The following is a 26,714-nucleotide window of genomic DNA, read 5'->3' as shown; positions in this document are numbered from 1 at the left end:
GTCTCCTCGTCGGTAGCCCACCGCCGCGGCTCGTAGCGCATGGACCGCACGGCTGACTGGCAGATGGTGAGCCGATGTTAGGAGATGGGAGGCAGCGAGCGGTAGCGATATCTCCGCATGCACGCATGCGCGTAGCGCATGCGTGGGCTAAGGCCACGCCGGGCGGCTCAATTCATTGGCTGCCGGATCTTTATGCTGTGGTCCACCGGGACGTGGCACAGCAGCAGGATGGGCCGGGATAGCGGCACGGCTTCGAATTGCCGCCGGGAAACGAAAAAGGGTTGGCAGGAAATATCCTGCCAACCCTCTTCATTATTGGTGGGCCTCCCGTGAGTCGAACACGGCACCAACGGATTATGAGTCCGCTGCTCTAACCAGGCATGAGCTAGAGGCCCTTGGAAGCGTTAGTTGCCTTCCAGGAAACTCTTGAGCTTATCAGAGCGGCTCGGGTGGCGCAGCTTTCGCAATGCCTTGGCTTCGATCTGGCGGATACGTTCGCGGGTGACGTCGAACTGCTTGCCGACCTCTTCCAGCGTGTGATCGGTGCTCATTTCGATGCCGAAGCGCATGCGCAGCACCTTGGCTTCGCGGGGCGTCAGCGAGTCCAGCACGTCCTTGACGACGTCGCGCATGGAGCCGTGCAGGGCCGCTTCTGCGGGGGCCAGCGTGTTGGTGTCCTCGATGAAGTCGCCCAGATGGGAGTCGTCGTCGTCACCGATCGGCGTTTCCATGGAGATCGGTTCCTTCGCGATCTTCATGATCTTGCGGATCTTGTCTTCCGGCATCTCCATCTTCTCGGCCAGCGTTGCCGGATCCGGCTCGTTGCCGGTTTCCTGCAGGATCTGGCGCGAGATGCGGTTCATCTTGTTGATCGTCTCGATCATGTGCACCGGGATACGGATGGTGCGCGCCTGGTCGGCGATCGAGCGCGTGATGGCCTGGCGGATCCACCACGTGGCATACGTCGAGAACTTGTAGCCGCGGCGGTATTCGAACTTGTCCACCGCCTTCATCAGGCCGATGTTGCCTTCCTGGATCAAGTCGAGGAACTGCAGGCCGCGGTTGGTGTACTTCTTGGCGATCGAGATCACGAGGCGCAGGTTGGCCTCGGTCATCTCGCGCTTGGCTTCTCGGGCGCGCTTTTCGCCCTCGGCCATCTTGCGGTTGACGCCCTTGAGTTCCTTGAGCGGCAGCACCACGCGCGACTGCAGGTCGATCAGCTTTTGCTGCAGTTCATGCACGGCCGGCACGTTGCGTTCGACGATGGTGCTGTAGGGCTTGCCATCGGCCACGATGGTGCCGACCCAGTCGAGGTTGGTTTCGTTGCCCGGGAAGCGCGCGACAAAATCCGAGCGGGGCATGCCGCATTTGTCGACCACGATGTTCAGGATCGAGCGTTCGAGCTTGCGCACTTCGTCGACCTGGCCGCGCAGCGTGTCGCACAGGCGCTCGACGCTGCGCGCGGTGAAGCGGATGCCCATCAACTCAGCCTGGATGGCTTCCTGCGCCTTCACGTAAGGCTTGGAGTTGTAGCCTTCCTTCTCGAACGCGCGGCGCATCTTGTCGAACTGCTCGGCGATGACGCGGAATTTCTCGAGTGCGGACAGCTTCAGCTCTTCGAGCTGGCGTGCCGAGGCACCGGCGCCGGCAGCGTCGTCGTCTTCCTCGTCCTCGTCGGACTCTTCGTCCTCGTCGGATTCCAGGTCTTCTTCGTCCGCGGCCGAAGCACCCGCGGCTTCCTGGGCCATTTCATCGGCGTTCGGGTCGATCAGGCCATCAACGAATTCGTCGATCTTGATTTCGTCGCTGGCGACGCGCTCGGCGTTGGCCAGAATTTCCGAGATCGTGACCGGGCACGCGGAAATGGCCATCACCATGTCCTTCAGGCCCGCCTCGATACGCTTGGCGATCACGATTTCGCCTTCGCGCGTGAGCAGCTCCACCGTGCCCATTTCGCGCATGTACATACGCACGGGGTCGGTGGTGCGGCCGAATTCGGAGTCGACGGTCGACAGCGCGGCTTCGGCTTCTTCCTCAGCCTCTTCCTCGCTGGTGGCGGACGGCGCGTTGTCGTTGAGCAGCAGCGTTTCGGCGTCCGGCGCCTGTTCGTACACGGCAATGCCGATGTCGTTCAGGGTGGCGACGAGCGTGTCGATCGTCTCCGAATCGACCATGTCGTCCGGCAGGTGATCGTTGATTTCGGCGTAGGTCAGGTAGCCGCGCGACTTGCCCAGCTTGATCAGCGCCTTGAGCTTCTGTCGACGCAGCTCGAGCTCTTCCTCCGTGCCCTGCTGGGTCGAGGCGAACTCCTTCAGCAGCGCCTTCTCCTTGGCCTTGCGGTCCTTGGCCTTCTGCTTTTCGGTCTTCGGCGCGGCGGCAGGCGCCGCTGCGGGCGTGTCGTTCTCGAAGAACTCTTCAGTCACGTCGTCAGTCGTGCTCTCGTCGCGCTGCAACTCCGCCTTTGGCTTGCGGCCACGCTTTTTCGGTTCCGGCTTGACTGCCGGCGCTGCGGGACGCTCGGATGCAACGGCGGCGGGAGAAGCGGCGCGTGCCTTGGGTGCCGGCGCAGTCGCACCTGCCTTGGCGCTTGCGCTCTTGGCACCGGCTGCTGCTGCCGTCTGCTTGCTTTCGACTTCGGTATTCTGCTGTTTCGCCACGGTGATACTCTTGCCTTTCACTGGTGCAGATGCGGCGACCTTGCCGCTCGTACTGGCGCTCTTGCCGCTCTCGCGTGCCGAAGTCGAGGCCTTTGTCATTTCGGATGTGCGATTCCTGGTGGCAGTGGCCAGGGCGGGCGATTCGGCGCCTCGCGCTGGCTTTGATGGCGCAGACCGGGGGGCCGGAGTCTTGACTGACGCGGTCGATGTCTTCGCCGCCGTCGTTTTTGCAGACGCCTTGCCGCTCCCTGATTGGGGAGCTTTCACGGAAACCTTTTCGGTTGCTTTGGCCTTTGCCATTGGCACGCTCACTTTTCACCAGACTTGGAGAGAAAGATTTCGCAATCCAAACCGGCTATTGTAGCACGCCACAGATAGCCAGCTTCCTGTCAGATATGGTTTTCACCTGAAAAATCAAGGGCTAAGCTCGACCCCGCCTTGGCTCAGCCTACTACATCTTCCTTGCTGCCCCGCGCAAATGCCCCCTCGGCACCATTCAGCCTGCTTCAGCCGAGACGGCGGCGGCGATGGATTTCACCCACCAGCCAGCGCATGCGCTGCTTGCCATCCTCATCGGCGGTACCGGCAATCACGGCCGCCTGCAGCCTTTCCAGTTCGCGGCTCAGCGGTTCAGCGAGCAGCTTGGTGACCGCGGCGTCGAATTCCTGCGTCGCGGGTTCCTCTTCAATTTCTTCACGCAGCACCGCTGTGCGCGCCGCAGCATACATTTCCGCATACGGCGATTGCGCCAGGTGCTCGCTAAAGGCCGCAAAGTTCACCTGACCTTCCACCTCGTCACAGGCAGCGACTAGGTGAGCCAGCACTTCGGCGTCCGCACCCTCCGGATCAAGCAGCAGTGCCCGGCTATCCTCGTCAAGACGCGCCGCCAGGGACGGATAGCACATCAGCAATTGCAGCACGCGCTGCTCGAGACCGGTCGGTGCCTGGCGCTTCGCACGTGGCCGCGGCTGGGCGAAGCGGCCGGCACGTGCCGGGTCGCTGCGCAGCCCGCAAATCGCCTCGATCTCGGCCGGTGTTGTCCCTGTAGCATCGGCAAGTTCGCGGATAATCTGTAGCCGCAGGCCGCAAGCCGGCATCGCCTGCAGCAGTGGCTTGGCTTCATACTGTGCGCGGGCACGACCCTCCGGCTGACGCATATCCTGCTCTTCCGTCACCGCCTGCAGCAGGAACCGCGACAACGGCATGGCGTCGCGCACCTGAGCAGCGAACGCTTCGGTACCCTCTTCGCGTACATAGCTGTCCGGATCGTGCTCGGCCGGCAGGAACAGGAAGCGGATGGCCTTGTTGTCAGCCACGTGCGGGAGGCACGCCTCGAGCGCGCGCCGCGCGGCGCGCCGGCCCGCCGCGTCCCCATCGAACGAGAACACGACCGAATCAGTCTGGCGCAGAAGCTTTTGCACGTGCACGGGCGTGCACGCCGTGCCCAATGTGGCCACGGCATTGGCAAACCCAAGCTGCGCCAGCGCCACGACATCCATATACCCTTCGACCACGAGGACGTAGCCGGTTTCCCGAATCGCGTGACGGGCCTCAAACAGCCCGTACAGTTCAGTGCCTTTGCTGAACAGAGGCGTCTCGGGCGAATTAAGGTACTTGGGCTCGCCCTGCCCTATGACGCGCCCACCGAAGCCGATCACCGCACCCTTGGTGTTGCGGATAGGGAACATGATGCGGTCGCGGAAACGGTCGTAGCGGCGTGGCTTGCCGTCCGCATCGCGCTTCTCGCTGCTTTCGATCAGCAGGCCGGCCTCCACAAGCGGCGCCGCAATCGTGTCATCGCGATAGCTGCCAAAGACGGCTTCCAGACCCTGCCAGTCGTCCGGCGCGTAGCCAAGGCCGAACTGGGCCGCGATCTCGCCGGTGAGGCCGCGCCCCTTCAGGTACTGGATCGCCTGCGGTGCGCCGCGCAGCTGGCGGCGGTAGAACTCCGTGGCGCGGCTCATGGCGTCGGACAACGCCACCGAACGCGCCTGCTGTTCCGCGCGCTGGCCCGGCGGCAGGCGGTCGCGCTCCTCGGGGACCGACATGCCCACGGACTGGGCAAGCTCTCGGACAGCCTCCGGATACGACTGCCCCGAATACTCCATCAGGAAACCGATCGCCGACCCGTGCGCCCCGCAGCCAAAGCAGTGATAGAACTGCTTGGTCGGCGACACCGTGAACGACGGCGATTTCTCGTTATGGAAGGGGCACAGCCCCATAAAGTTGGCGCCGCCCTTCTTCAGCTGCACATACTTGCCCACCACATCGACAATGTCGACACGGTTGAGCAGGTCCTGAATGAAGGATTGCGGAATCACCCGACTGACCGTCCTGATGGCATGGCCTTCCCTTGGTCGGGCAGCCGCTTTTTAAGAATGCGTGACCGGAAAGTCTCCCGGTTGCTATCGAACCATTGTAGTGTAGGCGCGACAATGCGCCTGAACTATCTGCATCGCCGTCCAATCTCGCCGATCAGTCGCCGATTTTCATGCAAAGGAATTAAACGTGCATTTACTTGGCCAGTGCGGCCTTGACCTGCGCGGACACGGCAGTCATGTCGGCGCGGCCGGCAAGTTTCGCCTTCAGCACGCCCATCACCTTGCCCATGTCCTGCGGACCGGCGGCGCCGGTTTCGGTGACGGCTTGCTGTACCGCGGCGGCGACTTCAGCTTCGGAAAGCGCCGCCGGCATATAGACCTTGAGCACTTCGACCTCGGCCTGTTCCTTCTGCACCAGATCATCCCGGCCGGCCTGCTCGAACTGGGTGATGGAATCCTTGCGCTGCTTGAGCAACTTTTCCACCACCGCCAGCACGGCGGTGTCGTCCAGTTCAATGCGCTCATCGACTTCGCGCTGCTTGATGGCGGCCAGCAGCAGGCGGATGGTGCCGAGGCGCTCGGTTTCGCGGGCGCGCATGGCGGCCTTCATGTCATCGTTGATTCGGGCTTTAAGAGACATCGTGATCTTCCGGGAAATTGGCGGGCGGCAAGCCTGCAAGCCAGAAATGCAAAAACCCGCAGCGGCGCTGGCCACAGCGGGTCTGCGCGCAAAGGCGGGCGCGGTAGGTCAGGATTGTAGCACCAAGCCCCCCACCGTCGATGGCGGCGCACCGGGCTGGATGCGCCGCATTCACGCGACAGCGCGGCCGTTGCGCGCGGCCTCGGCCAACGCGTGTCCGGCTGCCACCGCGGAAGCCCACGCCCATTGGAAGTTGTAGCCGCCGAGCCATCCCGTCACGTCGACGACCTCGCCGATGAAATACAGGCCCTCCACCTCGCGCGCCATCATGGTAGTGGAAGAGAGCCCGCGCGTGTCCACTCCGCCGATCGTCACTTCGGCCTTTCGGTAGCCTTCCGTGCCGGAAGGAACGACTTGCCAGTCGTTCAGCGACGCCCCGAGCCGCCGCAGCGCCTTGTCGGCAATGTCGTGCAGCGGCAGGCTGCCGTCTACGCCGGCCGCCGCACACCACGCGTCCGCCAGCCGCGCCGGCAAGCGCTGAGATAGCAGGTTGGCCAGGTGCTTGCGGCTACCGGCCTTCTGCTCGAGCAGCCAGCCGGCGGCGTCCTCGCCATCGAACAGGTCGATCTTGATGGGCGTGCCGGGCCGCCAGAAGCTCGATATCTGCAGCACGGCCGGGCCCGACAGGCCGCGGTGGGTCCACAGCAGGTCTTCGCGAAACGCGCCGGCCGTCTTGCCGGCTCCGGTCGAGATATCGACTTCGAGCGACACCCCGGCCAGCGGCACGAACGGCTGCCAGGCCTGCCCGTCGAAAGTCAGCGGCACCAGCGCCGGCCGGGTCTCGATGATCTTCAGGCCGAACTGGCGGGCAATGCGGTAGCCGAAGTCCGTGGCGCCGATCTTCGGGATCGAAAGCCCGCCCGTGGCCACCACCAGCGCCCTGGCGCGCACGGTGCCCTGAGAGGTCAGCAGCAGGTAGTCGTCGCCCTCGCGGCGGACTTCCTCGATGCTGCAGCCGGTCTGCCAGTGCACATGGCCCGCGTCACACTCGGCGCGCAGCATGGCGATGACGTCTTCGGCACTGTCGTTGCAGAACAGCTGACCCCGATGCTTTTCATGCCAGTCGATACGGTGGCGCCGCATCAACTCCAGGAAATGCTGAGGCGTGTAGCGGGCGAGCGCCGAGCGGCAAAAGTGCGGATTGGACGACAGATAGTTGGCCGGCCCTGCCTGCAGATTGGTGAAATTGCAGCGGCCGCCGCCTGAGATGCGGATCTTCTCGGCCAGTTTCGTGGCATGGTCGATCAACACCACGCGCGCGCCGCCCTGGCCCGCCACGGCGGCACACATCATGCCGGCCGCGCCCGCGCCCAGCACGGCCACGTCATACCGGCCCGCCTGCCGACCCGCCACACCACTCATTCCAACCCTCTTTAATTGGGAACCCTGCCGTCCAGGGAAAGCGCAGATTGTAGCGAAAAGCACGCCGGGCGCCGGTGTGCTAACCTGCTGGGTTCCACGCAACCCGTTGTTTTGACGGCTGTTTCGATCCGATCGGACCGCCGCCCCTGCTTCCCATGCTTGTCCTCGGCATCGAATCTTCCTGCGACGAAACCGGCCTGGCCCTCTACGACACCGAGGCCGGCCTGCTCTCGCACGCCCTGCATTCGCAGATCGCCATGCACCGTGACTACGGCGGCGTAGTGCCTGAACTGGCCTCGCGCGACCATATTCGCCGCGTGCTGCCGCTGCTGCAGCAGGTGCTCGATGAAGCGGGCCGCAGCCGCGCGGACATCGACGCCATTGCCTTCACCCAGGGTCCTGGGCTTGCGGGCGCGCTGCTGGTCGGCGCTTCGGTCGCCAATGCGCTGGGCTTCGCGCTGAACGTGCCGATGGTGGGTGTCCACCACCTGGAAGGCCACCTGCTGTCGCCGCTGCTTACGCGCGAGCCACCGCCGTTCCCGTTCATCGCCTTGCTGGTTTCAGGCGGCCACACGCAGCTCATGGAAGTGAAAGGCATCGGCGACTATACGCTGCTCGGCGAAACGCTCGACGATGCCGCCGGCGAGGCCTTCGACAAGACCGCCAAGCTGCTCGGCCTCGGTTATCCGGGCGGACCGGAAGTGTCGCGCCTTGCCGAGTTCGGCACGCCCGGCGCGTTCGACCTCCCCCGGCCGATGCTGCATTCGGGCAACCTCGATTTCTCGTTTGCCGGGCTCAAGACCGCCGTGCTGACGCAGACGCGCAAGCTCGCCAACACCTGCGAGCAGGACCGCGCCAACCTCGCGCGCGCGTTCGTCGATGCGATCGTCGATGTGCTCGCTGCGAAGTCCTTTGCCGCGCTCAAGCAGACCGGCCACAAGCGGCTCGTCGTGGCCGGCGGCGTGGGCGCCAACCGGCAATTGCGCGAACGCCTGAACCAGCTCGGCAAGCAGCGCAAGATCGACGTCTATTACCCGGACCTTGCGTTCTGCACCGACAACGGCGCGATGATTGCTCTCGCTGGCGCCATGCGGTTGCAGGCAGCACCTGATCTCGCGCAGCACAGCTACGGCTATGGCGTGACGCCGCGATGGGATCTGGCTGATATCCGCCTGCCTTCGGCCGCCTGAACATGCCGACGCTGAAAACAGAAAGGCCACCGCGAAGGTGGCCTTTCTGTTTGCACTCAAACCGACTTACGCAGTCGGCTCAAGCCGTTTGTCGCGTTCAATCACGGCGTAAGCGCTGTGGTTGTGGATGGACTCGAAGTTCTCGGCTTCGAGCACGTACGCCACGATGCGCTCATCGGCATTGAGCCGCATGGCGATATCGCGCACCAGGTCTTCCACGAACTTCGGGTTTTCGTACGCACGCTCGGTCACGAACTTCTCGTCCGGACGTTTGAGCAGGCCCCACAGCTCGCACGACGCCTCTTCTTCCGCCATGCGCACCAGCGCTTCCACCGGCAGTTCGCCCGCCAGCTCGACATTCATGGTGATGTGCGAGCGCTGGTTGTGCGCGCCGTACTGCGAGATCTTCTTGGAGCACGGGCACAGGCTCGTCACCGGCACCAGTGCCTTCAGGAACACGCGCGTCACGCCGTTGCGGATCTCGCCGGTCAGCGTGACCTCGTAGTCCATCAGCGACTCCACCCCCGACACAGGCGCGATCTTGCTGATGAAGTACGGGAACGTGACCTCGATGCGACCGGCCTCGGCTTCGAGCTTTTCGAGCATCTTGTCGAGCAGCACGCGGAAGCTCGCTAGCTCCAGCGGCGCGCGCTCTTCTTCGAGCAGCGCGACAAAGCGCGACATGTGCGTACCTTTGACTTCGGCAGGCAGATGCACGTCGAGATTGAAGGTGCCCACGCTCGGAACCACGCCGGCCGGCGTCTTCAGCGAGACGGGATAGCGCACGCCCTTGACACCGACACGCTGGATGGGAATCTGGCGGGTGTCACGGCTCGACTGGACGTCGGGCATCACGAAGGCAGGATTGATGTCATTCATCTACGGTTTCCTCCAGGAGTGCACCAGGCGACGGCACAGGTCCTTACGGTCGCGGCATTTTCGCAGTCCATCCATGCCGCGCAACGAGTGTGAAACCACGGCGCCGGCAACACTCAAGCCGACCCGCAGCTGCGAACACAAAAACGGGAAGTTTAAGGGAATTCACACGGAGCCGCCGAAAGCGGCTCCGTACCCTTACAGATCGTACGGGTGATGCCGTGCGCCTGCCGTGGATCAGGCCACGCGAGAAGCAACCGCGACGGGTGCCTGGCCGATGCCGAAACGCTCACGTACCGAGCGCTCGATGCCGGCGGCGTCGAGCCCGCACTGCGACAGCAGCAGGGCTGGATCGCCATGGTCGATGAAGCGGTCGGGCAGGCCCAGCACGAGTACCGGGATGTCGATGCCCGCTTCCGCCAGCGCTTCCAGCACGGCACTGCCAGCACCGCCCATGACACTGCCCTCTTCCACGGTCACGAGGTAGTTGTGCTCCTCCGCCAGTCGCTTGACGAGTTCAACGTCGAGCGGCTTGACGAAGCGCATGTCCGCCACCGAGGCGTCGAGCGCCTGCGCCGCGCCAAGCGCCGGGTGCACCATCGAACCAAAACCCAGGAACGCCACGCGCTGGCCCGAGCGTGCGCCGCCCGTACGGCGCATCACGCCCTTGCCCACCGGCACATCCTTCAGTACAGCTTCCGTCGCCACACCCTGGCCAGCGCCGCGCGGATAGCGCACGGCAGTCGGGCAGTTCTGGTGGAACGCGGTCGTCAGCAACTGACGGCACTCGTTCTCGTCGGACGGCGTCATCACCATCATGTTGGGGATGCAGCGCAGGTAGGCGATATCGTAGGCACCCGCGTGCGTGGCGCCGTCGGCGCCGACCAGGCCCGCGCGGTCCAGCGCAAACACCACCGGCAGGTTCTGCAGCGCCACGTCGTGGATCAACTGGTCATAGCCACGCTGCAGGAACGTCGAATAAATCGCCACGATGGGCTTCAGTCCTTCGCAAGCCATGCCGCCCGCGAACGTCACGGCATGCTGCTCGGCGATGCCCACGTCATAGTAGCGCTCCGGGAAGCGCTTCTCAAACTCGACCATGCCCGAGCCTTCGCGCATTGCCGGCGTAATGCCGATCAGGCGCTTGTCCGCGGCGGCCATGTCGCACAGCCATTCACCGAAGACCTGCGTGTAGGTCTTGCGCGCGGGCTTCGCGGCCGGGCGGATGCCTTCGGCCGGGTTGAACTTGCCAGGGCCGTGATACAGGATCGGGTCGGCCTCGGCCAGCTTGTAGCCCTGGCCCTTCTTGGTCACCACGTGCAGGAACTGCGGGCCCGCGCCTTCGAGCGCGCGCTTGCGGATGTTCTGCAGCGTCGGCACCAGCGAGTCGAGGTCGTGGCCGTCGATGGGGCCGATGTAGTTGAAGCCGAACTCTTCGAACAGCGTCGCCGGCACCATCATGCCCTTGGCGTGTTCCTCGAAGCGCTTGGCGAATTCGAGCACCGGCGGGGCCACCGACAGCACCTTCTCGATGCCCTTCTTGGTGGCAGCATAGAACTGTCCGCTGAGCAGCCGCGCCAGATGCTTGTTGAGCGCGCCGACCGGCGGCGAGATCGACATGTCGTTGTCGTTGAGCACGACCACCAGCGGCAGGTCCTTGTAAACACCCGCGTTGTTCAGGGCTTCGAAGGCCATGCCCGCGGTCATCGCGCCATCGCCGATCACGGCGATCGACACGCGCTGCTCGCCGAGCGTGCGCGCGCCCAGCGCCATGCCGAGCGCGGCCGAGATCGAGGTCGACGAATGCGCGGTACCGAAAGTGTCGTACTGGCTTTCGCTGCGGCGCGGGAAGCCCGAGATGCCGCCGAACTGGCGCAGCGTATTCATGCGCTCGCGCCGGCCCGTCAGGATCTTGTGCGGATAGCTCTGGTGGCCCACGTCCCAGACGACACGGTCGTCGGGCGTATGGAATACGTAGTGCAGCGCGATGGTCAGTTCCACCGTGCCGAGATTCGACGAGAGGTGGCCGCCGGTCTGCGAGACCGACTCCAGCACGTAGGCGCGAAGTTCATCGGCCAGTGTCCGCAGCTCGCGCCGGTCGAGCTTGCGCAGGTCTGCGGGGGCGTCAATCTTTTTGAGCAGTGCGTAGGTCATGATGTCCGTTCGGCCGCCGGTTTCTGCTGTCCGGCTTGTGTGTTCAATGTGTGCGCAGCACGATCAGGTCCGCCAGATCGGCCAGGCGGCCCGCGCGTGCGCCGAAACCGGCCAGTGCCGCATGCGCGGACTCGCGCAGCTCGGCCGCCAGTGCGCGCGCCGCTTCCAGCCCCATCAGCGAGACATAGGTCGGCTTGTCATGCGCGGCGTCCTTGCCGGCGGTCTTGCCAAGCGTGGCGGTATCGGCGGTGACGTCCAGAATATCGTCTACTACCTGAAACGCCAAACCCACGGCTGCGGCATACCGGTCCAGCGCCGACAGTCCCTGCGCGTCGATTTCACCACAGAGCGCGCCCATGCGCACGCTTGCGCGCAGCAGCGCACCGGTCTTCATGCGGTGCATGGCCTCCAGCGCATCGCGCGACATGGCCTTGCCCACGTTCTGCAGGTCGATGGCCTGGCCACCGGCCATGCCGACCGAGCCAGATGCCACGGCCAGTTCGGCCACGAGCTTCAGCCGCGCCTCGGCCTGTACCGATTGTGCCTGCGCCAGCACGATGAACGCCTGCGTCTGCAGCGCGTCGCCGACGAGCAGCGCCGTGGCTTCGTCATAGGCCTTGTGCACGGTCGGGCGGCCGCGGCGCAGGTCGTCGTCATCCATGCAGGGCATGTCGTCGTGTACAAGCGAGTAGGCGTGGATCATCTCCACCGCGCAGGCTGCGGCGTCGCAGGCCTCGGCGCTCGCACCCGTCACTTCACCGGCGGCATGCACCAGCAGCGGCCGCACGCGCTTGCCACCGCCGAGCACAGCATAGCGCATGGCCTCATGCAGTGTATGCGGCACGGTGTCGGCATTTGGCAACGTTTGGTCCAGCGCGGCCTCGGTCCGGGCCCCCTGCGCCCGCATCCAGCTTGCGAATTCGGTCATTCCTGCTCCATGCCGTTGGCGTTTCCGGCGTTTCCGGCGTTTCCGGCATCACCGGCCATGGGCTTCAGCACGTCGCCTTCGAGTACCCTGACCTGCTGCTCCACCCGCTCGAGCTTCTGCTGGCAGTAGCGGACCAGCTCAGCGCCGCGACGGTAGGCCGCCAGCGACGCTTCCAGCGGCAGTTCACCGCTTTCCATGCTGGCGACCAGCGTTTCAAGCTCGGCCATCGCCGCTTCATACGAAGCGGGCGGCGCGGAACCTGCCGCAGTGTCTTCGGTCTGGACCGGATCGGTCGTGGTTTTTGGCATGTCAGGCTTGGGAACTGTGGGAAGCCCGGATTTTACGCCAAACCCGGCGCTCGCCCCACTCCGGTGCCGGACGTATGCATCACTCGCAGGGTCCTTTTTGGCTGAATGTGACTTGTGCGCTCGGGTCGTCTTTCCGAATGCGCCCGGTACGGCACCCCAATGACGACCCGGGTCGACTTTTTCGCTAAAAAGGCAGGAAAATCAGGCCCTTAACTTTTTAGGGTGGGGTACAATCCCGGGCTCGTCGCCGCAGTCCGCGCAGGCCCTGCCAGGCCAGCAAAGCCGGTCGACAAGTGTTTCCCAAATCGATTCATTTTTCGATGGTTGGGTTGTTCACTGCTTTCACCTGTTTATCTGGGAGTGGGGATAATGTCCAATCTCAGCACCGCGCTCAAGCTGGCGCCGGCTGATTCGCAGTTGCCCGTTGACGTCTATTTCGATGAGGCGCTGCATCAACAAGAACTAGAACTGCTGTTCAGGAATGGCCCGGGCTACGTCGGCCACGAACTGATGGTCCCAGAGGTGGGCGACTACCACACGCTCAAGGCGGAGGACGAAGGCCGCATGCTGGTGCGCAACGCCGCCGGCATCGAGCTGATGTCGAACGTCTGCCGCCACCGCCAGGCCATCATGCTCAACGGCAAGGGCAATTCGAAGAACATCGTTTGCCCGCTGCACCGCTGGACCTACGACCTCAAGGGTGAACTGCTCGGCGCGCCGCATTTCGACCAGCAGCCATGCCTGCACCTGAAGCGTTCGCCGCTGCAGAACTGGAACGGCCTGCTGTTCGACGGCAAGCGCGACGTGCGCGCCGACCTGGCCAAGCTGGGCGTGGCCGAGGACCTGAACTTCGAAGGCTACATGCTCGACCACGTCGAGGTCCACGAGTGCAACTACAACTGGAAGACCTTCATCGAGGTCTATCTGGAGGACTACCACGTCGTGCCGTTCCACCCGGGACTGGGCAGTTTCGTCTCGTGCGACGACCTCAAGTGGGAGTTCGGCGAGTGGCACAGCGTGCAGACCGTCGGCCTGCATGCAGGCCTGAAGCGGCCGGGCAGCATGACGTACCAGAAATGGCACGACGAAGTCCTGCGCTTCAATAACGGCGTGCTGCCCAAGCATGGCGCGATCTGGCTCACGTACTACCCCAACATCATGGTGGAGTGGTACCCGAACGTGCTGGTGGTCTCCACGCTGCATCCGCTGGGTCCGCGCAAGACGCGCAACGTGGTCGAGTTCTACTACCCCGAGGAAATCACGCTGTTCGAGCGAGAGTTCGTCGAGGCCGAGCGTGCCGCGTACATGGAAACCTGCATCGAGGACGACGAGATCGCTGAACGCATGGATGCCGGCCGCCTGGCGCTACACAAGCGCGGCACCAGCGAGGTCGGCCCCTACCAGTCGCCGATGGAAGACGGCATGCAGCACTTCCATGAGTGGTACCGGCGCGCCATGGCCTATCAGCGCTAAACAACGCTGAACGACGGGCGATTACCGCACAACCCAGTCACGAACGGACCGCCCCGGCGGTCCGTTTTGCGTTGGCGGCGCCACTACGCACGCTACAATGGCTGCTCGGTCCGGCTGCAAAGCCTGACCGCTCCGAATCGCGACGCAGGGCCACGGCACGATGAAGCCCCGCTCGCACGCCATCTCGATCCGCCTCCTCCCTCGCCATGCAATCGCTCTGGATGTTGTTTGCCGCCTTCTCGTTTTCATTAATGGGGGTGGGCGTCAAGCTGGCATCCGAGTTCTACACGACCGGCGAAATCGTCTTCTACCGCAGCGTGATCGGCGTGGCCATCATGTGGGCGCTGATGGCGTCAAGCGGCGTCTCGGTGCGCACGCCGCACATGCTCACGCACATCAAGCGCAGTGTGTTCGGCGTCACGGCCCTGCTGCTGTGGTTCACATCGATTACGCTGCTGCCGCTCGCCACGGCCATGACGCTCAATTACATGTCGCCGGTCTGGATTGCGCTGATCCTCGGCGCCAGCGCCGCGCTGGCCGGCACTGCGGGCAACGCGGACAAGAAACTGATCATCGCGATCCTGATGTCCTTTGCCGGGGTGCTGTTCCTGCTGCAGCCATCGGTCGGCAAGGACCAGTTCACAGGCGGCCTGGTCGGCCTGATTTCCGGCATGTTCACGGCACTGGCCTATGTCGAGGTCCGGCAACTCGGACAACTCGGCGAACCGGAGCACCGCATCGTCTTCTACTTCTCAGCTGTGGGATTGGTAGTCGGACTGGTCTGGATGCTGTACTCGGGCCCAACCGCCCACACCTGGCACGGTGTGGGCCTGCTTCTTGCCATCGGCGTGCTTGCCACGCTGGGCCAGACCGCCATGACGCGCGCCTACAAGCGCGGCAATACGCTGCTCACCGCCAACCTGCAGTACGCCGGCATCGTGTTCTCGAGCATCTGGGGCATGCTGATCTGGTCGGACCGACTCAACTCGATTTCCTGGCTCGGCATGGGGCTGATCATTGCCAGCGGCATCGCCACGACGCTCGCTCGCGCACGTCAGGACTCGGGTGAAGAGCCGACGCCGGATACGCCGGTCAAGTCGCCAGAGGCGGAAGTGCATCCGGAGGTGTAGCATTTTCCGAAATGCCGATTGCCAAAGGACGCTCATGCCAAACCCGCTGATTTCCGTCGCCGCGCTGCAAGCCCTGCAAGCCGCGCCGGCACGCAATGTCGTTGTCATCGATTGCAGCTTTGACCTGGCCAATCCGGCTGCGGGCCGCGAAGCCTATCAGCAGGGCCACGTGCCCGGTGCGTTCTACCTGCACCTCGATAACGAACTGTCGGGCCCGAAGACCGGTCACAACGGCCGCCACCCGCTGCCTGACCCCGACGCTTTTACGGACCGCCTGCGCGCGCTGGGCGTGAACCGCGACACCGAGGTCGTTGCCTACGATGCGCAAGGCAGCATGTATGCCGCCCGCTTGTGGTGGATGCTGCGCTGGATCGGCCACGCCGCGGTGACCGTACTCGATGGCGGCAAGCCCGCGTGGGTGAAAGCCGGCCTGCCGCTTGAACATGGTGCCGCGCCGGAACCCGAAACGCCGGGCAACATCCAGCGCGGCGAACCGCGGGTCGCCACTGTCGACGCGGCTGCCCTGCTTGAAAATCTGAATCAGCCGACGCGGCTGGTTGTAGACGCCCGTGCGCCGGATCGCTTCCGCGGCGAGAACGAAACGCTCGACCCTGTTGGCGGGCACATCCCCGGCGCGGTGAACCGCTTCTTCAAGGACAACCTGACCCCGGAAGGCCAGTTCAAACCCGCCGCGGAGTTGCGCGCTGAACTTGGTGCGGTGCTGGGCCAGACCGCACCGGCGCATGCCGTGATGCAGTGCGGCTCGGGCGTCACCGCGTGCCACAACTTGCTGGCGCTGGAAGTCGCCGGCCTGGAAGGTGCCGCGCTCTATCCGGGCTCGTGGAGCGAATGGTGCGCCGATCCGACGCGCCCGGTCGCCACGGGACCTGCAGCCTGAGCCTGCCGAGACCGCTCAGTCGGACGCCACCGCCCGCGTGGCGTGGCGGTGTCCGCCATGGGCCTGGCGCTCATGGACGCCATTGGTGATGAAGACGATCGCCGTGATGCCGGCCGCCACGAGCACCACCTGAATCGCCGATTCGCGCCAGCGCGGCTTGCGCTGCATCTGCGGCATCAGGTCGCTCACGGCGATGTAGAGGAAGCTGCTGGACGCGATCACGAGCACATAGGGAATCCAGCCGCTCATCTGGTCCAGCAGGAAGTACCCGACCAGCCCGCCCGCCACGGCCGCGACGCTCGACAGCAGGTTGAACGCAAAAGCGCGCGCCTTCGAAAAGCCGGCGTTGAGCAGCACGATGAAATCACCGACTTCCTGCGGAATCTCATGCGCGGCGATGGCCAGCGCCGTGACGATGCCGATGTTCGGATCGGCCAGGAAGGCCGCCGCGATCACAATGCCGTCGGCAAAGTTGTGGAAAGTGTCGCCGACCAGGATGGTCAGGCCGCTGCGGCCCGCTTCTTCACGGTCGTGGCCGTGGTGATGGTGGTGCCCGTCGCCCTCGTGATGGTGCGAGTGGCGCAGCAGCGAGATCTTTTCGAGCAGGAAGAAGCCCAGCAGCCCAGCCAGAAGCGTGCCGAACAAGGCTCGCGGATCGGCACCCGACTCGAATGCCTCGGGCAACGAATGGAGCAAGGCCGTTGCCAGCAGCACGCCCACCGAGAAGCTGACCATGCGTTCGACCACGCGCGAGGCCATTGTCAGCGACAACAGCGCCGCGCCGAAAATGCTGCCCACGCCGGAAATCGTGGCGGCGAGCAGGATGTACAGAAGGGTCGAGTGGATGATGGGCTCCCGGGGCGGTGGTGCCGCATCCGCGGCATGCCGGTTCCGCCCGGCGCTGTGCGGACGGCAAACGCAACAATGTTGCAACAACTGGAAGGCCGCATTGTACGTATTCCGGCGCGGACTTTGCAATCCTCGTCCGCGCAGCGCCTATGAGTACGGTTAGACGACGCCGTGCTGGCGCAGCCAGTCGAGGCACTTCTTCCAGCCGTCCTTGGCGTCCGCCTCGCGATAGCTCGGCCGGTAATCGGCGTGGAAAGCGTGGCCGGATTCGGGATAGACGACGAACTTCGATGCCTTTGCGTCCGGATCCGGGGACGCCGACAGCGCCGCCTTCATCTTCTCGACCTGCTCTTGCGTGATGCCCGTGTCCTTGCCGCCATAGAGGCCGAGCACCGGCGCGTCCAACTGGTCAACCAGGTCCAGCGGGTTCTTCGGCTTCAGCGGCGTAGGCGTGCCGGCGAGCTGCCCGTACCAGGCCACGCCGGCCTTCAGCCGCTCATTGTGCGCGGCATACAGCCACGTGATGCGCCCGCCCCAGCAGAACCCCGTGATCGCCAGCTTCGACAGGTCGCCACCATTGGCGCCGGCCCAGGCCACGGCCGCGTCGAGATCACCCATGACCTGCCCGTCCGGCACCTTGGCGATGACGTTGGTCTGCAGTTCCTGGATGGTGCCGAAGCTCTGCGGATCACCCTGCCGCGCAAACAGCTCCGGCGCAATGGCCAGGTAGCCAAGCTTGGCAAAGCGGCGGCAAACATCGGCGATGTGCTCGTGCACGCCGAAGATCTCGCTGACCACCAGCACCACCGGCAACTTCGTCTTGCCCTCGGGCTGCGCGCGGTAGGCCGGCATGCTGAAGCCGCCCGAAGGAATCGTCACTTCGCCGGCGGTCAGGCCCGCGAAGTCGGTCTTGATCGCCTGCGCCATCGCCGGCAGCGCAGCCGCGGCGAACGCGGAGCCCAGTGCTGTCTTGACGAAACCGCGCCGATTGAAAGTCTGCCCGGATACCAGGCTTTCCACTTCGGGTTTCAGCATGCATGTCTCCAGGATCGTTGTCGGTTGGGTGTCCGCCGGGGAAGTCCCACCGGCGCCAACTGACGATTCTAAGCAAACATGCCGTCACGTGCACCGGCCGGCACGCGGGCGCCGCTCAGTGCAGCTTCACGCGCGGGCTGGTCTTGCTGCGCAACCAGTGCGTCACCGTGTCGAGCCCCATGCCGACCGCGCCGTGAAGCGCCAGCACATGCATGCGGTAGAGCGAGGTGTACATGAAGCGCGCCATCAGCCCTTCGATGAACATCGACCCGCCGATGAGCCCGCCCATCAGGCTACCCACCGCGCTGAAATGCCCGAGCGATACCAACGAGCCGAAGTCCTTGAACGCGAATTCCGGCAACGGCTTGCCGGCAAGGCGTGCGCGCAGTGCGTCGAACAGGAACGTCGCCTGCTGATGCGCGGCCTGCGCGCGCGGCGGCACCGCAGTCTGCTTCTCGGGCCACGGGCAGCTCGCGCAATCGCCGAACGCGAAGATGTCGGGGTCGCCTTCGCTCTGCAGTGTAGGCCGCACGAGGATCTGGCCTTGCCGGCTGACCGGCAACCCAAGCGTCGCCAGCACCGGCGGCGCGGTAATGCCCGCCGCCCACACCGTCAAGTCGGCATCGATGCGCTTGCCACTCGCAGTCAGCACGGCTTCGGTGTTGACCTCGGTCACGCGCTCGCTGGTGAAGACATCGACGTCGAGCTTGCGCAGCAACTTTGCGGTTTCGGCCGAGACCCGCTCCGATAGCGCAGGCAGGATGCGCGGGCCAGCCTCGATCACGTGAATGCGCACGTCGCGGCGCGGATCGAGCTTGTGCAGTCCGTAGGCGTTGAGCACATGCGCGGTGTTGCGCAGCTCTGCCGACAGTTCCACGCCGGTCGCACCGGCGCCGATGATGGCCACGTCCACGCGCGGCCGGCCGTCCTCGCCAACGCGCCCGCGTCCGTTTTGCGCGCGCACGCAGGCCGCGATCAGACGACGGCGGAAGCGCTCGGCCTGTGCGACGGTATCGAGCGCAATCGCATGCTCCGCCGCACCCGGCACGCCGAAGAAATGCGTCACGCACCCGATGGCCAGCACAAGCGTGTCGTAAGGCAGCTCCCGCGCCGGCAACAGCTCGCCACCGTCGGGGTCGAGGCACGCCGCAACCGAGATCGTCTTGCGCTCGCGGTCGATGCCGGTCATTTCACCCTGCTGGAACTCGAAGTGATGCCAGCGCGCCTGCGCCACGTATTCGAGCTGGTGCGTGTTGGGATCCATGCTGCCCGCGGCAACTTCATGCAGCAGCGGTTTCCAGATATGCGTGGGCAAGCGGTCCACGAGCACCACTTGCGCGGTGCCCTTCTTGCCGAGCTTGTCGCCCAGCCGTGTCACCAGCTCCAGTCCTCCTGCCCCGCCCCCTACGACGATGATGCGATGCGCCCTGCCGTTTGCTCCTGTGGTCATGGTCTACCCGATGCTTTTATTGCTGAGAAACGCTGGCCGTTAGGCATTTGCCCCCAGTTTGCTGCATCGCAGCAGCTGAAGCAAGACAGCAATCACCGATTCAGCAGTCGCTTCATTCCATACGCCAAGTATGTGAAAACAAAGGGTTCCGGGGCATGCAAATGAATACGGCCGGGTACTCCCGGCCGTATGTTCCTATTGCACCTGGCGATGGTCAGTGGGCTTCTTCCCAGTTCGCGCCACTGCCGACTTCTGCAACCAGCGGAACACGCAATTGCGCGACCGAACACATCAACTCGGGCAACCTGGTCTTGACCACGTCCAGTTCGTCCTGCGGCACTTCGAGCACCAGTTCATCGTGCACCTGCATGATCTGGCGCGTCTGCAGCTTGTCGCGTTCGAGCCAGCCCTGCACGGCGATCATCGACAGCTTGATCAGGTCCGCCGCCGTACCCTGCATCGGCGCGTTGATGGCCGCACGCTCCGCCGCCTGGCGGCGCGGGCCGCTGCCGCCGTTGATGTCCGGCAGCCACAGGCGTCGTCCAAACACGGTCTCGACATAGCCCTGTTCACGTGCAGTCTGGCGCGTGTCTTCCATGTATTGCGCGACGCCCGGGTAGCGCATGAAGTAGCGGTCGATATAGTGCTTTGCCGCCTCGCGCTCGATGCCGAGGTTGCTCGCCAGGCCGAACGCGCTCATGCCGTAGATCAGGCCGAAGTTGATGACCTTGGCATAGCGGCGCTGCTCGCTGCTCACAGCCTCTCGATCGACGCCGAAGATCTCGGAGGCGGTGGCGCGGTGGATATCCTCGCCATTCGCGAACGCGCGCAGCAAGTTTTCGTCGCCCGAGATATGGGCCATGATACGCAGCTCGATCTGCGAATAGTCGGCCGATACGATCACGCTGCCCGGCGACGCGATGAATGCTTCGCGGATGCGGCGGCCTTCCTCCGTGCGTACGGGAATGTTCTGCAGGTTCGGTTCGGTCGACGCGAGCCGGCCCGTCACAGCTGTCGCCTGGCCATAGCTCGTATGCACGCGTCCCGTGTTCGGGTTGACCATCTTCGGCAGCTTGTCCGTGTAGGTCGACTTGAGCTTCGCCAGGCCACGGTAGTCGAGCAGCAGCTTCGGCAGCGGGTAATCCTCGGCCAGTTTCTGCAGCACCTCTTCGTCCGTCGACGGCGCGCCGCTCGCAGTCTTCTTGACCACCGGCAGCTTCATCTGGTTGAACAGGATCTCGCCGATCTGCTTGGGCGAACCGAGATTGAACGGCTGGCCCGCGGCATCGTACGCGGCCTGCTCCAGCGACAGCATGCGCTGCCCCAGTTCGGCGCTCTGCGCGGCAAGACGTTCCGCATCGATCAGCACGCCGTTGCGTTCGATTTTCTGCAGCACTACGGACACCGGGATCTCGATCTCCTCGTACACGCGGCGCAGGCCCGCCGCGGCGCTGACCTGCGGGAACATCTTGCGATGCAGTCGCAGCGTGACGTCGGCATCCTCGGCCGCGTATTCGGTGGCGCGCGCGAGGTCGATCTGGTCGAAGCCGATCTGGCTCGCGCCCTTGCCGCAGACTTCTTCGTAGGTGATCGTCTTCAGGTTCAGCAGGCGCTCGGCCAGGCTGTCCATGCCGTGGTTGCGATGGGACGCCAGCACGTAGCTTTCCAGCATGGTGTCCTGCGCCACGCCGCACAGGGTCACGCCATGGTTGGCGAACACATGTATGTCGTACTTGATGTTCTGGCCGAGCTTGGGCTTGCTGTCATCCTCAAGCCATGCGCGCATGCGTGCGAGCACGGTATCGCGCGAGAGCTGGCCGTTGTTCTCCATGCCGGCGACGTCCGGGCCACGGTGACCGACGGGGATGTAGCACGCCTCGCCGGGCTCCACCGACAGCGAGATGCCGACCAGCTGCGCGAGCATCGGGTCGAGCGACGTGGTCTCCGTATCGATCGCCGTCAGCGGTGCGCTTTCGATGCGCTGCATCCACGCTTCGAACGCGGCTTCGGTCGTCACCAGCTCGTATCGGATTTCGCTCGGGGCCATGTCTTCGGCAGGCGGGGCCTCGGCTGCCAAGGCAGACGAGGTGGCGGCCGGCGCATCAAACAGTCCGCCTTGCGCGGGTGCCGCGGCAGCGCGCGCCCGCGCTTGCGCGCGCGCATCGGGAAGGCTTTCGCCGGTCGCCTCACGCAGCCAGGTCTTGAAACCGTATCGCGTAAAGAATGCGATGAGCTTTTCCTTATCCTCGCCGATTTCCCGGAGCGCGTGGAAATCCGCCACGGCCGCGCTGAGGTCGCAGTCGGTTTTGACGGTGACCAGTTCGCGCGCCTTCGGCAGCCAGTCCAGCGTGTTGCGCAGATTCTCGCCGACCACGCCCTTGATGCCGGCTGCGCCCGCCATGATGTTGTCGAGCGTGCCGTGTTCGGTCAGCCATTTGACGGCCGTCTTGGGCCCCACCTTGGGCACGCCCGGCACGTTGTCCACGGCATCGCCGATCAGCGACAGATAGTCGACGATACGTTCGGGCGGCACGCCGAACTTCGCATTCACGCCGGCCGGATCGAGCACTTCGCCGCTCATGGTGTTGACCAGCGTGACCTGGTCATTGACGAGCTGCGCCAGATCCTTGTCGCCGGTGGAGACCACCGTGCGCACCCCCTGCTCGGCGGCCTGCCGCGCAAGCGTGCCGATCACGTCGTCGGCCTCCACGCCTTCCACCACGACGATCGGCCAGCCCAGAGCACGCACCGCTTCGTGGATCGGCTCGATCTGGCGGGCCAGATCCTCGGGCATCGACGGGCGGTGTTCCTTGTACGCGGGATACATCTCGTCGCGAAAGGTCTTGCCCTTGGCGTCGAACACGCAGGCGCTATACTCTGCCGGGTAATCGTTGCGCAGCTTGCGCAGCATATTGATCATGCCGTAGATTGCCCCTGTGGGCAGACCCTCACCATTCCTCAGGTCCGGCAGCGCGTGATAAGCGCGATACAAATAGCTCGATCCATCGACGAGCAAGAGTGTTTTTGGACTATCCGACATTCCCATGGACTCTAAATTGACTGGTGCTGCAGCGGGCGGTGCTCCGACCGCCCCCCTTGCCGACCCGGATGTTTCCGATATCTCCGGCGATACCGTACAACCCCCGCCGGAAGCTGCTTCCGAACACGCGGCTGCCATTGCGCGCGCGGCCGATGCCGCCGCTGCCGGCAATCCCGCGCAGCCGCCTGCTGATGGCCCGGCCGGCTCGCGCGCGAATCCGCGCAAGATGATTCCCAGCCTGCGTGCGCTGGCCGACGAAGACCGCGCGACCGCTAAGAAGGCGCGCGCCTCGTGGCAAATGTTCACGATTATGGCAGAGTTCATCGAGGCGACCGAGTACCTGTCGGAGATCCGGCCGGCGGTCTCGATCTACGGTAGTGCGCGCTTGCGCGAGGATTCGCCGTACTACCAGCGCACCATCGAAATCGCGCGGTTGTTCTCGGATGCCGGCTTTGCCGTGATCTCCGGCGGCGGCCCCGGCATCATGGAAGCGGCCAACAAGGGCGCGCACGCGGGCAAGTCGGCCAGCGTCGGCCTCAATATCGAACTGCCGCATGAGCAGCAGGGCAATCCGTACCAGGACATTGCCATGCGGTTTCGCCATTTCTTCACGCGCAAGGTCACCTTCGTCAAGAATTCCGATGCGTTCATCGTCATGCCCGGCGGTTTCGGCACGCTCGACGAGCTGGCTGAAGTGCTGACCCTCGTGCAGACCGGCAAGTCGCGTTCGGTGCCCGTGGTGATGTTCGGCAGCCGTTTCTGGAAGGGCCTGCTCGACTGGTTCCGTTTCACGCTGCTGCCGATGGGCCTGATCGCGGAGCACGACCTCGACCTGATGAAGATCGTCGACGAGCCGCATGAGGTGCTGGAAGCGGTCTACGAGTACTACGAGCGCCGTGGCGGCGACAAGCCGATTCCGCCCAAGGAAGAGATGTTTTACCTGTAAGACAACAGCGCGAAGCAGGGTGGTTTCGCGGCCACCCTGCACGGTGTTGCCGAGGTGCCCCACAGGGCACGGCGGCGGCCCTTTCGCAGCAGGAATTGCTAGAATGGGAGGTATCCGCTTGCCAAGCCCGGCGCCACCGGGTAGCAGCCAACGCCGCATTCCGCCGCGCAGCATGCCTTCTCCACGGCTGCGCCGCACAGGAGCCCCTGATGACCTCCCCCTCATTCCGGCCCGCCGCGCTTTCCGGCCCGGCGCCAGCAACCGCCCGGACACCGCGCCTGGCGCTGGCAGCCGCCGTGCTCGCCCTGGCCCTGCCCGGCCTGGCGCTGGCCCAGCCCGCCGAGGAAAGCAACGCCCTGACCCAGCAGGAACTGAACCGCATCAACAACCAGCCGATCGCCCCGGCTGCGCAAACGCAGATCAACCAGCCGCGCCAGCCGAGCTTCCAGCTCAATGAGCGCGACGGCACGCAGGTGCGCGAATACCGCGACAAGGGCCGGGCCACCGATATCCAGGTCAAGTCCGGGTTCGGCACCAAGTATCAGATGAGCAAGCCGGAAGACAGCTCGCCCAAGATCCGCGAGCACGACGTCAATCGCGTGCCTTCCGTGAACCTGACGTTCTGATTTTGACTACCCACGGCCCGGCATGACACCGGGCCGCGCCGGTCCTCCGGCAGTCTTGCCGCGGCGGCGGCCACCCTTGTGCCGCCGCTTTCCGTTCCGCATCACAAAACGAGTATGGCCGTATTCACCACGGTCTCGCACGACGAGATCGCCAGCTGGCTGCTTGACTACGACCTTGGCGAAGTCCGCGAACTGCGCGGCATCGCCTCCGGCATCGAGAACAGCAACTTCTTTCTGACGACGGAGCAGGATGGCCGCACGCGCGAGTACGTGCTGACCATCTTCGAGCGCCTCACGTTCGATCAGCTGCCCTACTACCTGCACCTGATGGCGCATCTTGCCACGCGCGGCATCACCGTGCCCGCGCCGATCCCGGCGCGCGACGGTGAGATCCTGCGCGCCCTCAAGGGCAAACCCGCGACTGTCGTCACGCGCCTGCCTGGCGCTTCGCAGCTTGCACCCGACGCCGAGCATTGTGCGGAAGTCGGCGACATGCTCGCGCGCATGCATTTGGCGGGGCAGGACTACCCGCGCCAGCAGCCGAACCTGCGCAGCCTGCCCTGGTGGCAGCAGACCGAAGCCGAGATCGTGCCTTTCCTCGATGTGCAGCAACGCACGCTGCTGCAGCAGGAGATCGCGCACCAGGCCGCGTTCTTCGGCAGCGCCGACTATGCGGCCCTGCCGGGTGGCCCGTGCCACTGCGACCTGTTCCGCGACAACGCGCTGTTCGAAGAGGTCGGGGGCCACCATCGCCTGGGCGGCTTCTTCGATTTCTACTTCGCCGGCAACGACAAGTGGCTGTTTGACCTGGCCGTGACTGTCAACGACTGGTGCATCGACCTGGCCAGCGGCGAGCTGGACAACGCGCGGGCGCATGCCATGGTGCAGGCTTATCACGCGGTCAGGCCGCTCAGCGCGACGGAAGCCGCGCACTGGCGCGACATGCTGCGCGCGGGCGCGCTGCGCTTCTGGGTGTCGCGCCTGTGGGACTTCTACCTGCCGCGCGAAGCCGACATGCTCCAGCCGCACGACCCGACCCATTTCGAACGCATCCTGCGCCGGCGCCTCGCCATGACGGCCGATGCCGCCGCGCTTGCCTGGATCTGATTGGTATGCAACTACTGGAAGTCCCCGCCAAGGAAGGCTACGTCTGGTTCCGCCAGGGCATCTGGCTGTTCCGCAAGAATCCGCTCGCGTTCCTGATGCTGCTGTTCATCTACCTGATCGCGGCGCAACTCGCCATCGTGGTACCGCTGATCGGCATCATCGCGCTGCTGGTCGTGACACCCGGCCTGTCGGTCGGCGTCATGACGGCGTGCCGCGAAGTCATCCAGAACAAGCGCGTGTTGCCCACCATACTGTTAGCGGGATTCCGCACCAACGGCAAGGAGGCCACGCGCAACCTGCTGGTGCTCGGCGGCATCTATGCGGCGCTGGTATTCCTGCTGAGCCTGATCGCCGGGGCGCTTGTCGACATGAGCGCACTACTGCCGATCCTGCTCAAGGAAGAAACGCTGACGGCAGAGGCCGTGCGCCAGCTCTACTACGCACTGCTGATCGGCGCCCTGCTCTACACGCCAATCGCGATGATGTTCTGGTTCGCGCCACTGCTGGCCGCATGGCATGGCGTGCCGCCGGTCAAGGCGATGTTCTTCAGCTGGACCGCCTGCTGGCGCAACCGCGGCGCGTTCTTCACCTATGTGCTGCTGTTCGCGGTGCTGCTGGTGGCAATCCCGTTTTTCCTCGAAACTATCTTCAGCGCGTTCGGCGCCGAGACCGTGCTGTCGTTCCTGGTCACGCCGTATTCGCTGCTGATGCTGGCGATCCTGTACTGCTCGTTCTATGCGACGTACCGAGGGTGCTTTAACGTGGTGCCCGCGGAACAGGGCGCAACGACCTGAATTGCATATCGAAAAGGCCGGCGTCATGCCGGTCTTTGAATGCTGCCGCTTGCAGCGCTCTTCACTCGCTGAACGTCCTTCCCATCTCTTCCGCTGCCGACCTCAAATCCGGCACGAACTCATACAACCGGTCCATCGACATCCGCGCCAGCGGCGCCTGCACAGCGATAGCAGCGCAAGCGCGATTGCGGTTCAGCATCACCGGCACCGCCACAGCAATCATCCCCTGCAGGTTCTCCTGATTATTGACCCCAAGCCGACGCCGCCGCGTCTCGGCAAGTTCGGAACGGAGAACCTCGACGTCCGTAATGGTGTTAGCCGACTGCGCCCGCAACGGCAACCCCGCGATCACCCTCTCCCGCTGCGCACAAGGTAAGAACGCCAGCAGCAACTTCCCGCTCGCCGAGCAATGCAGCGGCACACGCGATCCCGGCTGCAGATGCATCCGCAACGGCCACTGCGTCTCCACGCGATCGAGATAAACCACATCGTCACCCGACAGCATCGTGAGGTTGCAGGTCTCGCCAACCTTGTCGACCAGTTGCTGCAGGATCGCATGCCGCGCCGCCGCAGGTCCCGCTTGCATCAGCACATTGACCGCGAACTGCCGCACGCGTGACGAGCACTCGTAATACCGGCTGCCCGCCGTGCGCGACACCAGCCACGTGCTTTCGAGCTGCTTGAGCAGGCGATGCACGGTCTGCTTCGGCAGCCCGATCTCCTGCACGATGTCCGCGAGCGAAAGCGGCTCCTCGGCCATGGACAGGATCTCGAGGATGCGGAAGGCGCGCACCGCGGCGGCGTTCGAGTGATTGCTCATGGATTCAATTTATAGGATTCCGGGACGCCCTGACGTCCCGAAAACTGCGA

The 26,714-nt window shown here is 64.6% G+C and carries 22 protein-coding genes and 1 tRNA gene; 9 read left to right on the top strand and 14 right to left on the bottom strand.

All coding sequences use genetic code 11. The features are described 5' to 3' along the window. Positions 1 to 316: 316 nt before the first annotated feature. A tRNA-Ile gene (locus K2O51_RS16935) sits at positions 317 to 395 on the bottom strand. 9 nt (positions 396 to 404) lie between these two features. Beyond that, entirely contained in the window at positions 405 to 2,756 is a 2,352-nt protein-coding gene (rpoD, locus tag K2O51_RS16930) for an RNA polymerase sigma factor RpoD (RefSeq protein WP_011297072.1), read from the bottom strand. Here rpoD and K2O51_RS16925 point away from each other — a divergent pair. Then, a complete protein-coding gene (locus tag K2O51_RS16925; RefSeq protein WP_235679863.1) occupies positions 2,668 to 3,021 on the top strand; it encodes a hypothetical protein in 354 nt (117 codons plus the stop codon). The two genes, rpoD and K2O51_RS16925, sit on opposite strands and share 89 nt — an antisense overlap. A gap of 142 nt (positions 3,022 to 3,163) precedes the next feature. On the opposite strand, the gene dnaG is transcribed toward K2O51_RS16925, so the two are convergent. The 3 genes from dnaG to K2O51_RS16910 all read right to left on the bottom strand — a co-directional run bounded on the left by dnaG (position 3,164) and on the right by K2O51_RS16910 (position 7,040). Beyond that, positions 3,164 to 4,978, bottom strand: coding sequence for a DNA primase (gene dnaG / locus K2O51_RS16920; protein ID WP_011297071.1), 1,815 nt, complete (start codon positions 4,976 to 4,978; stop codon positions 3,164 to 3,166). A 193-nt stretch (positions 4,979 to 5,171) separates the two neighbouring features. Then, the gene (locus K2O51_RS16915) at positions 5,172 to 5,618 is read right to left on the bottom strand and encodes a GatB/YqeY domain-containing protein (protein WP_011297070.1); all 447 of its coding nucleotides are present in this window, start codon (positions 5,616 to 5,618) and stop codon (positions 5,172 to 5,174) included. A 171-nt stretch (positions 5,619 to 5,789) separates the two neighbouring features. Beyond that, on the bottom strand, positions 5,790 to 7,040 hold the full coding sequence (locus tag K2O51_RS16910; protein ID WP_011297069.1) for a BaiN/RdsA family NAD(P)/FAD-dependent oxidoreductase: 1,251 nt from the start codon (positions 7,038 to 7,040) through the stop codon (positions 5,790 to 5,792). 155 nt (positions 7,041 to 7,195) lie between these two features. Between K2O51_RS16910 and tsaD the strand changes: the two genes are divergently transcribed. Continuing rightward, positions 7,196 to 8,230 carry a tRNA (adenosine(37)-N6)-threonylcarbamoyltransferase complex transferase subunit TsaD gene (gene tsaD, locus K2O51_RS16905; protein WP_011297068.1) on the top strand — a complete coding sequence of 345 codons (1,035 nt, stop codon included), beginning with the start codon at positions 7,196 to 7,198 and terminating at the stop codon, positions 8,228 to 8,230. Positions 8,231 to 8,296: 66 nt separating this feature from the next. On the opposite strand, the gene folE2 is transcribed toward tsaD, so the two are convergent. The 4 genes from folE2 to K2O51_RS16885 all read right to left on the bottom strand — a co-directional run bounded on the left by folE2 (position 8,297) and on the right by K2O51_RS16885 (position 12,496). Next, positions 8,297 to 9,109, bottom strand: coding sequence for a GTP cyclohydrolase FolE2 (folE2, locus tag K2O51_RS16900; RefSeq protein ID WP_011297067.1), 813 nt, complete (start codon positions 9,107 to 9,109; stop codon positions 8,297 to 8,299). A gap of 234 nt (positions 9,110 to 9,343) precedes the next feature. Further along, a complete protein-coding gene (dxs, locus tag K2O51_RS16895; RefSeq protein WP_011297066.1) occupies positions 9,344 to 11,260 on the bottom strand; it encodes a 1-deoxy-D-xylulose-5-phosphate synthase in 1,917 nt (638 codons plus the stop codon). 43 nt (positions 11,261 to 11,303) lie between these two features. Continuing rightward, positions 11,304 to 12,188: a polyprenyl synthetase family protein gene (locus tag K2O51_RS16890; RefSeq protein WP_011297065.1), complete on the bottom strand. Its 885-nt coding sequence runs from the start codon at positions 12,186 to 12,188 to the stop codon at positions 11,304 to 11,306. Continuing rightward, positions 12,185 to 12,496, bottom strand: coding sequence for an exodeoxyribonuclease VII small subunit (locus K2O51_RS16885; protein ID WP_011297064.1), 312 nt, complete (start codon positions 12,494 to 12,496; stop codon positions 12,185 to 12,187). The genes K2O51_RS16890 and K2O51_RS16885 overlap by 4 nt, the downstream gene beginning before the upstream one ends. A gap of 369 nt (positions 12,497 to 12,865) precedes the next feature. Here K2O51_RS16885 and K2O51_RS16880 point away from each other — a divergent pair, with 369 nt between their 5' ends. The 3 genes from K2O51_RS16880 to K2O51_RS16870 all read left to right on the top strand — a co-directional run bounded on the left by K2O51_RS16880 (position 12,866) and on the right by K2O51_RS16870 (position 15,997). Next, positions 12,866 to 13,969 (top strand): aromatic ring-hydroxylating oxygenase subunit alpha, encoded by a 1,104-nt coding sequence (locus K2O51_RS16880; RefSeq protein ID WP_011297063.1) that lies wholly within the window; start codon positions 12,866 to 12,868, stop codon positions 13,967 to 13,969. Positions 13,970 to 14,175: 206 nt separating this feature from the next. Then, positions 14,176 to 15,099, top strand: coding sequence for a DMT family transporter (locus K2O51_RS16875; protein ID WP_011297062.1), 924 nt, complete (start codon positions 14,176 to 14,178; stop codon positions 15,097 to 15,099). 34 nt (positions 15,100 to 15,133) lie between these two features. Next, the gene (locus K2O51_RS16870; RefSeq protein ID WP_220631419.1) at positions 15,134 to 15,997 is read left to right on the top strand and encodes a sulfurtransferase; all 864 of its coding nucleotides are present in this window, start codon (positions 15,134 to 15,136) and stop codon (positions 15,995 to 15,997) included. Between the two features lie 15 nt (positions 15,998 to 16,012). Here the strand turns inward: K2O51_RS16870 and K2O51_RS16865 are convergent, their stop codons facing one another. From K2O51_RS16865 to polA, 4 genes are all read right to left on the bottom strand, one after another. Beyond that, a complete protein-coding gene (locus K2O51_RS16865; protein ID WP_224009731.1) occupies positions 16,013 to 16,828 on the bottom strand; it encodes a ZIP family metal transporter in 816 nt (271 codons plus the stop codon). Positions 16,829 to 17,005: 177 nt separating this feature from the next. After that, positions 17,006 to 17,881, bottom strand: coding sequence for a dienelactone hydrolase family protein (locus tag K2O51_RS16860; protein WP_011297059.1), 876 nt, complete (start codon positions 17,879 to 17,881; stop codon positions 17,006 to 17,008). Between the two features lie 115 nt (positions 17,882 to 17,996). After that, entirely contained in the window at positions 17,997 to 19,331 is a 1,335-nt protein-coding gene (locus tag K2O51_RS16855; protein WP_011297058.1) for an NAD(P)/FAD-dependent oxidoreductase, read from the bottom strand. Positions 19,332 to 19,545: 214 nt separating this feature from the next. Next, positions 19,546 to 22,371 carry a DNA polymerase I gene (gene polA / locus K2O51_RS16850; protein ID WP_220631418.1) on the bottom strand — a complete coding sequence of 942 codons (2,826 nt, stop codon included), beginning with the start codon at positions 22,369 to 22,371 and terminating at the stop codon, positions 19,546 to 19,548. Between the two features lie 4 nt (positions 22,372 to 22,375). Between polA and K2O51_RS16845 the strand changes: the two genes are divergently transcribed. From K2O51_RS16845 to K2O51_RS16830, 4 genes are all read left to right on the top strand, one after another. Then, positions 22,376 to 23,317 carry an LOG family protein gene (locus K2O51_RS16845; protein ID WP_224009699.1) on the top strand — a complete coding sequence of 314 codons (942 nt, stop codon included), beginning with the start codon at positions 22,376 to 22,378 and terminating at the stop codon, positions 23,315 to 23,317. 209 nt (positions 23,318 to 23,526) lie between these two features. Then, the gene (locus tag K2O51_RS16840) at positions 23,527 to 23,943 is read left to right on the top strand and encodes a hypothetical protein (RefSeq protein WP_011297055.1); all 417 of its coding nucleotides are present in this window, start codon (positions 23,527 to 23,529) and stop codon (positions 23,941 to 23,943) included. A 114-nt stretch (positions 23,944 to 24,057) separates the two neighbouring features. Beyond that, entirely contained in the window at positions 24,058 to 25,050 is a 993-nt protein-coding gene (locus K2O51_RS16835) for a homoserine kinase (protein WP_220631417.1), read from the top strand. A gap of 5 nt (positions 25,051 to 25,055) precedes the next feature. Continuing rightward, a complete protein-coding gene (locus K2O51_RS16830) occupies positions 25,056 to 25,844 on the top strand; it encodes a BPSS1780 family membrane protein (RefSeq protein WP_220631416.1) in 789 nt (262 codons plus the stop codon). A 61-nt stretch (positions 25,845 to 25,905) separates the two neighbouring features. Here K2O51_RS16830 and K2O51_RS16825 read toward each other — a convergent pair whose 3' ends face one another. Beyond that, complete coding sequence (locus K2O51_RS16825; protein ID WP_011297052.1) at positions 25,906 to 26,664, bottom strand: IclR family transcriptional regulator; 759 nt, start codon at positions 26,662 to 26,664, stop codon at positions 25,906 to 25,908. Positions 26,665 to 26,714: the final 50 nt, after the last annotated feature.

This window comes from Cupriavidus pinatubonensis, assembly GCF_019602855.1.
Classification (GTDB): domain Bacteria; phylum Pseudomonadota; class Gammaproteobacteria; order Burkholderiales; family Burkholderiaceae; genus Cupriavidus; species Cupriavidus pinatubonensis.
Note: the sequence above shows the minus strand (reverse complement) of the source record. Positions and strands in the feature narration are given on the sequence as shown.

Coding starts and splice junctions, on each gene's coding strand:
- folE2 (WP_011297067.1), bottom strand. CDS start 9,109: ATGAATGACATCAATCCTGCCTTCGTGATGCCCGACGTCCAGTCGAGC.
- K2O51_RS16885 (WP_011297064.1), bottom strand. CDS start 12,496: ATGCCAAAAACCACGACCGATCCGGTCCAGACCGAAGACACTGCGGCA.
- K2O51_RS16860 (WP_011297059.1), bottom strand. CDS start 17,881: ATGCTGAAACCCGAAGTGGAAAGCCTGGTATCCGGGCAGACTTTCAAT.
- K2O51_RS16890 (WP_011297065.1), bottom strand. CDS start 12,188: ATGACCGAATTCGCAAGCTGGATGCGGGCGCAGGGGGCCCGGACCGAG.
- K2O51_RS16875 (WP_011297062.1), top strand. CDS start 14,176: ATGCAATCGCTCTGGATGTTGTTTGCCGCCTTCTCGTTTTCATTAATG.
- K2O51_RS16870 (WP_220631419.1), top strand. CDS start 15,134: ATGCCAAACCCGCTGATTTCCGTCGCCGCGCTGCAAGCCCTGCAAGCC.
- K2O51_RS16910 (WP_011297069.1), bottom strand. CDS start 7,040: ATGAGTGGTGTGGCGGGTCGGCAGGCGGGCCGGTATGACGTGGCCGTG.
- K2O51_RS16825 (WP_011297052.1), bottom strand. CDS start 26,664: ATGAGCAATCACTCGAACGCCGCCGCGGTGCGCGCCTTCCGCATCCTC.
- K2O51_RS16830 (WP_220631416.1), top strand. CDS start 25,056: ATGCAACTACTGGAAGTCCCCGCCAAGGAAGGCTACGTCTGGTTCCGC.
- K2O51_RS16855 (WP_011297058.1), bottom strand. CDS start 19,331: ATGACCACAGGAGCAAACGGCAGGGCGCATCGCATCATCGTCGTAGGG.
- K2O51_RS16880 (WP_011297063.1), top strand. CDS start 12,866: ATGTCCAATCTCAGCACCGCGCTCAAGCTGGCGCCGGCTGATTCGCAG.
- K2O51_RS16915 (WP_011297070.1), bottom strand. CDS start 5,618: ATGTCTCTTAAAGCCCGAATCAACGATGACATGAAGGCCGCCATGCGC.
- dxs (WP_011297066.1), bottom strand. CDS start 11,260: ATGACCTACGCACTGCTCAAAAAGATTGACGCCCCCGCAGACCTGCGC.
- K2O51_RS16835 (WP_220631417.1), top strand. CDS start 24,058: ATGGCCGTATTCACCACGGTCTCGCACGACGAGATCGCCAGCTGGCTG.
- K2O51_RS16845 (WP_224009699.1), top strand. CDS start 22,376: ATGGACTCTAAATTGACTGGTGCTGCAGCGGGCGGTGCTCCGACCGCC.
- rpoD (WP_011297072.1), bottom strand. CDS start 2,756: ATGACAAAGGCCTCGACTTCGGCACGCGAGAGCGGCAAGAGCGCCAGT.
- K2O51_RS16840 (WP_011297055.1), top strand. CDS start 23,527: ATGACCTCCCCCTCATTCCGGCCCGCCGCGCTTTCCGGCCCGGCGCCA.
- tsaD (WP_011297068.1), top strand. CDS start 7,196: ATGCTTGTCCTCGGCATCGAATCTTCCTGCGACGAAACCGGCCTGGCC.
- polA (WP_220631418.1), bottom strand. CDS start 22,371: ATGTCGGATAGTCCAAAAACACTCTTGCTCGTCGATGGATCGAGCTAT.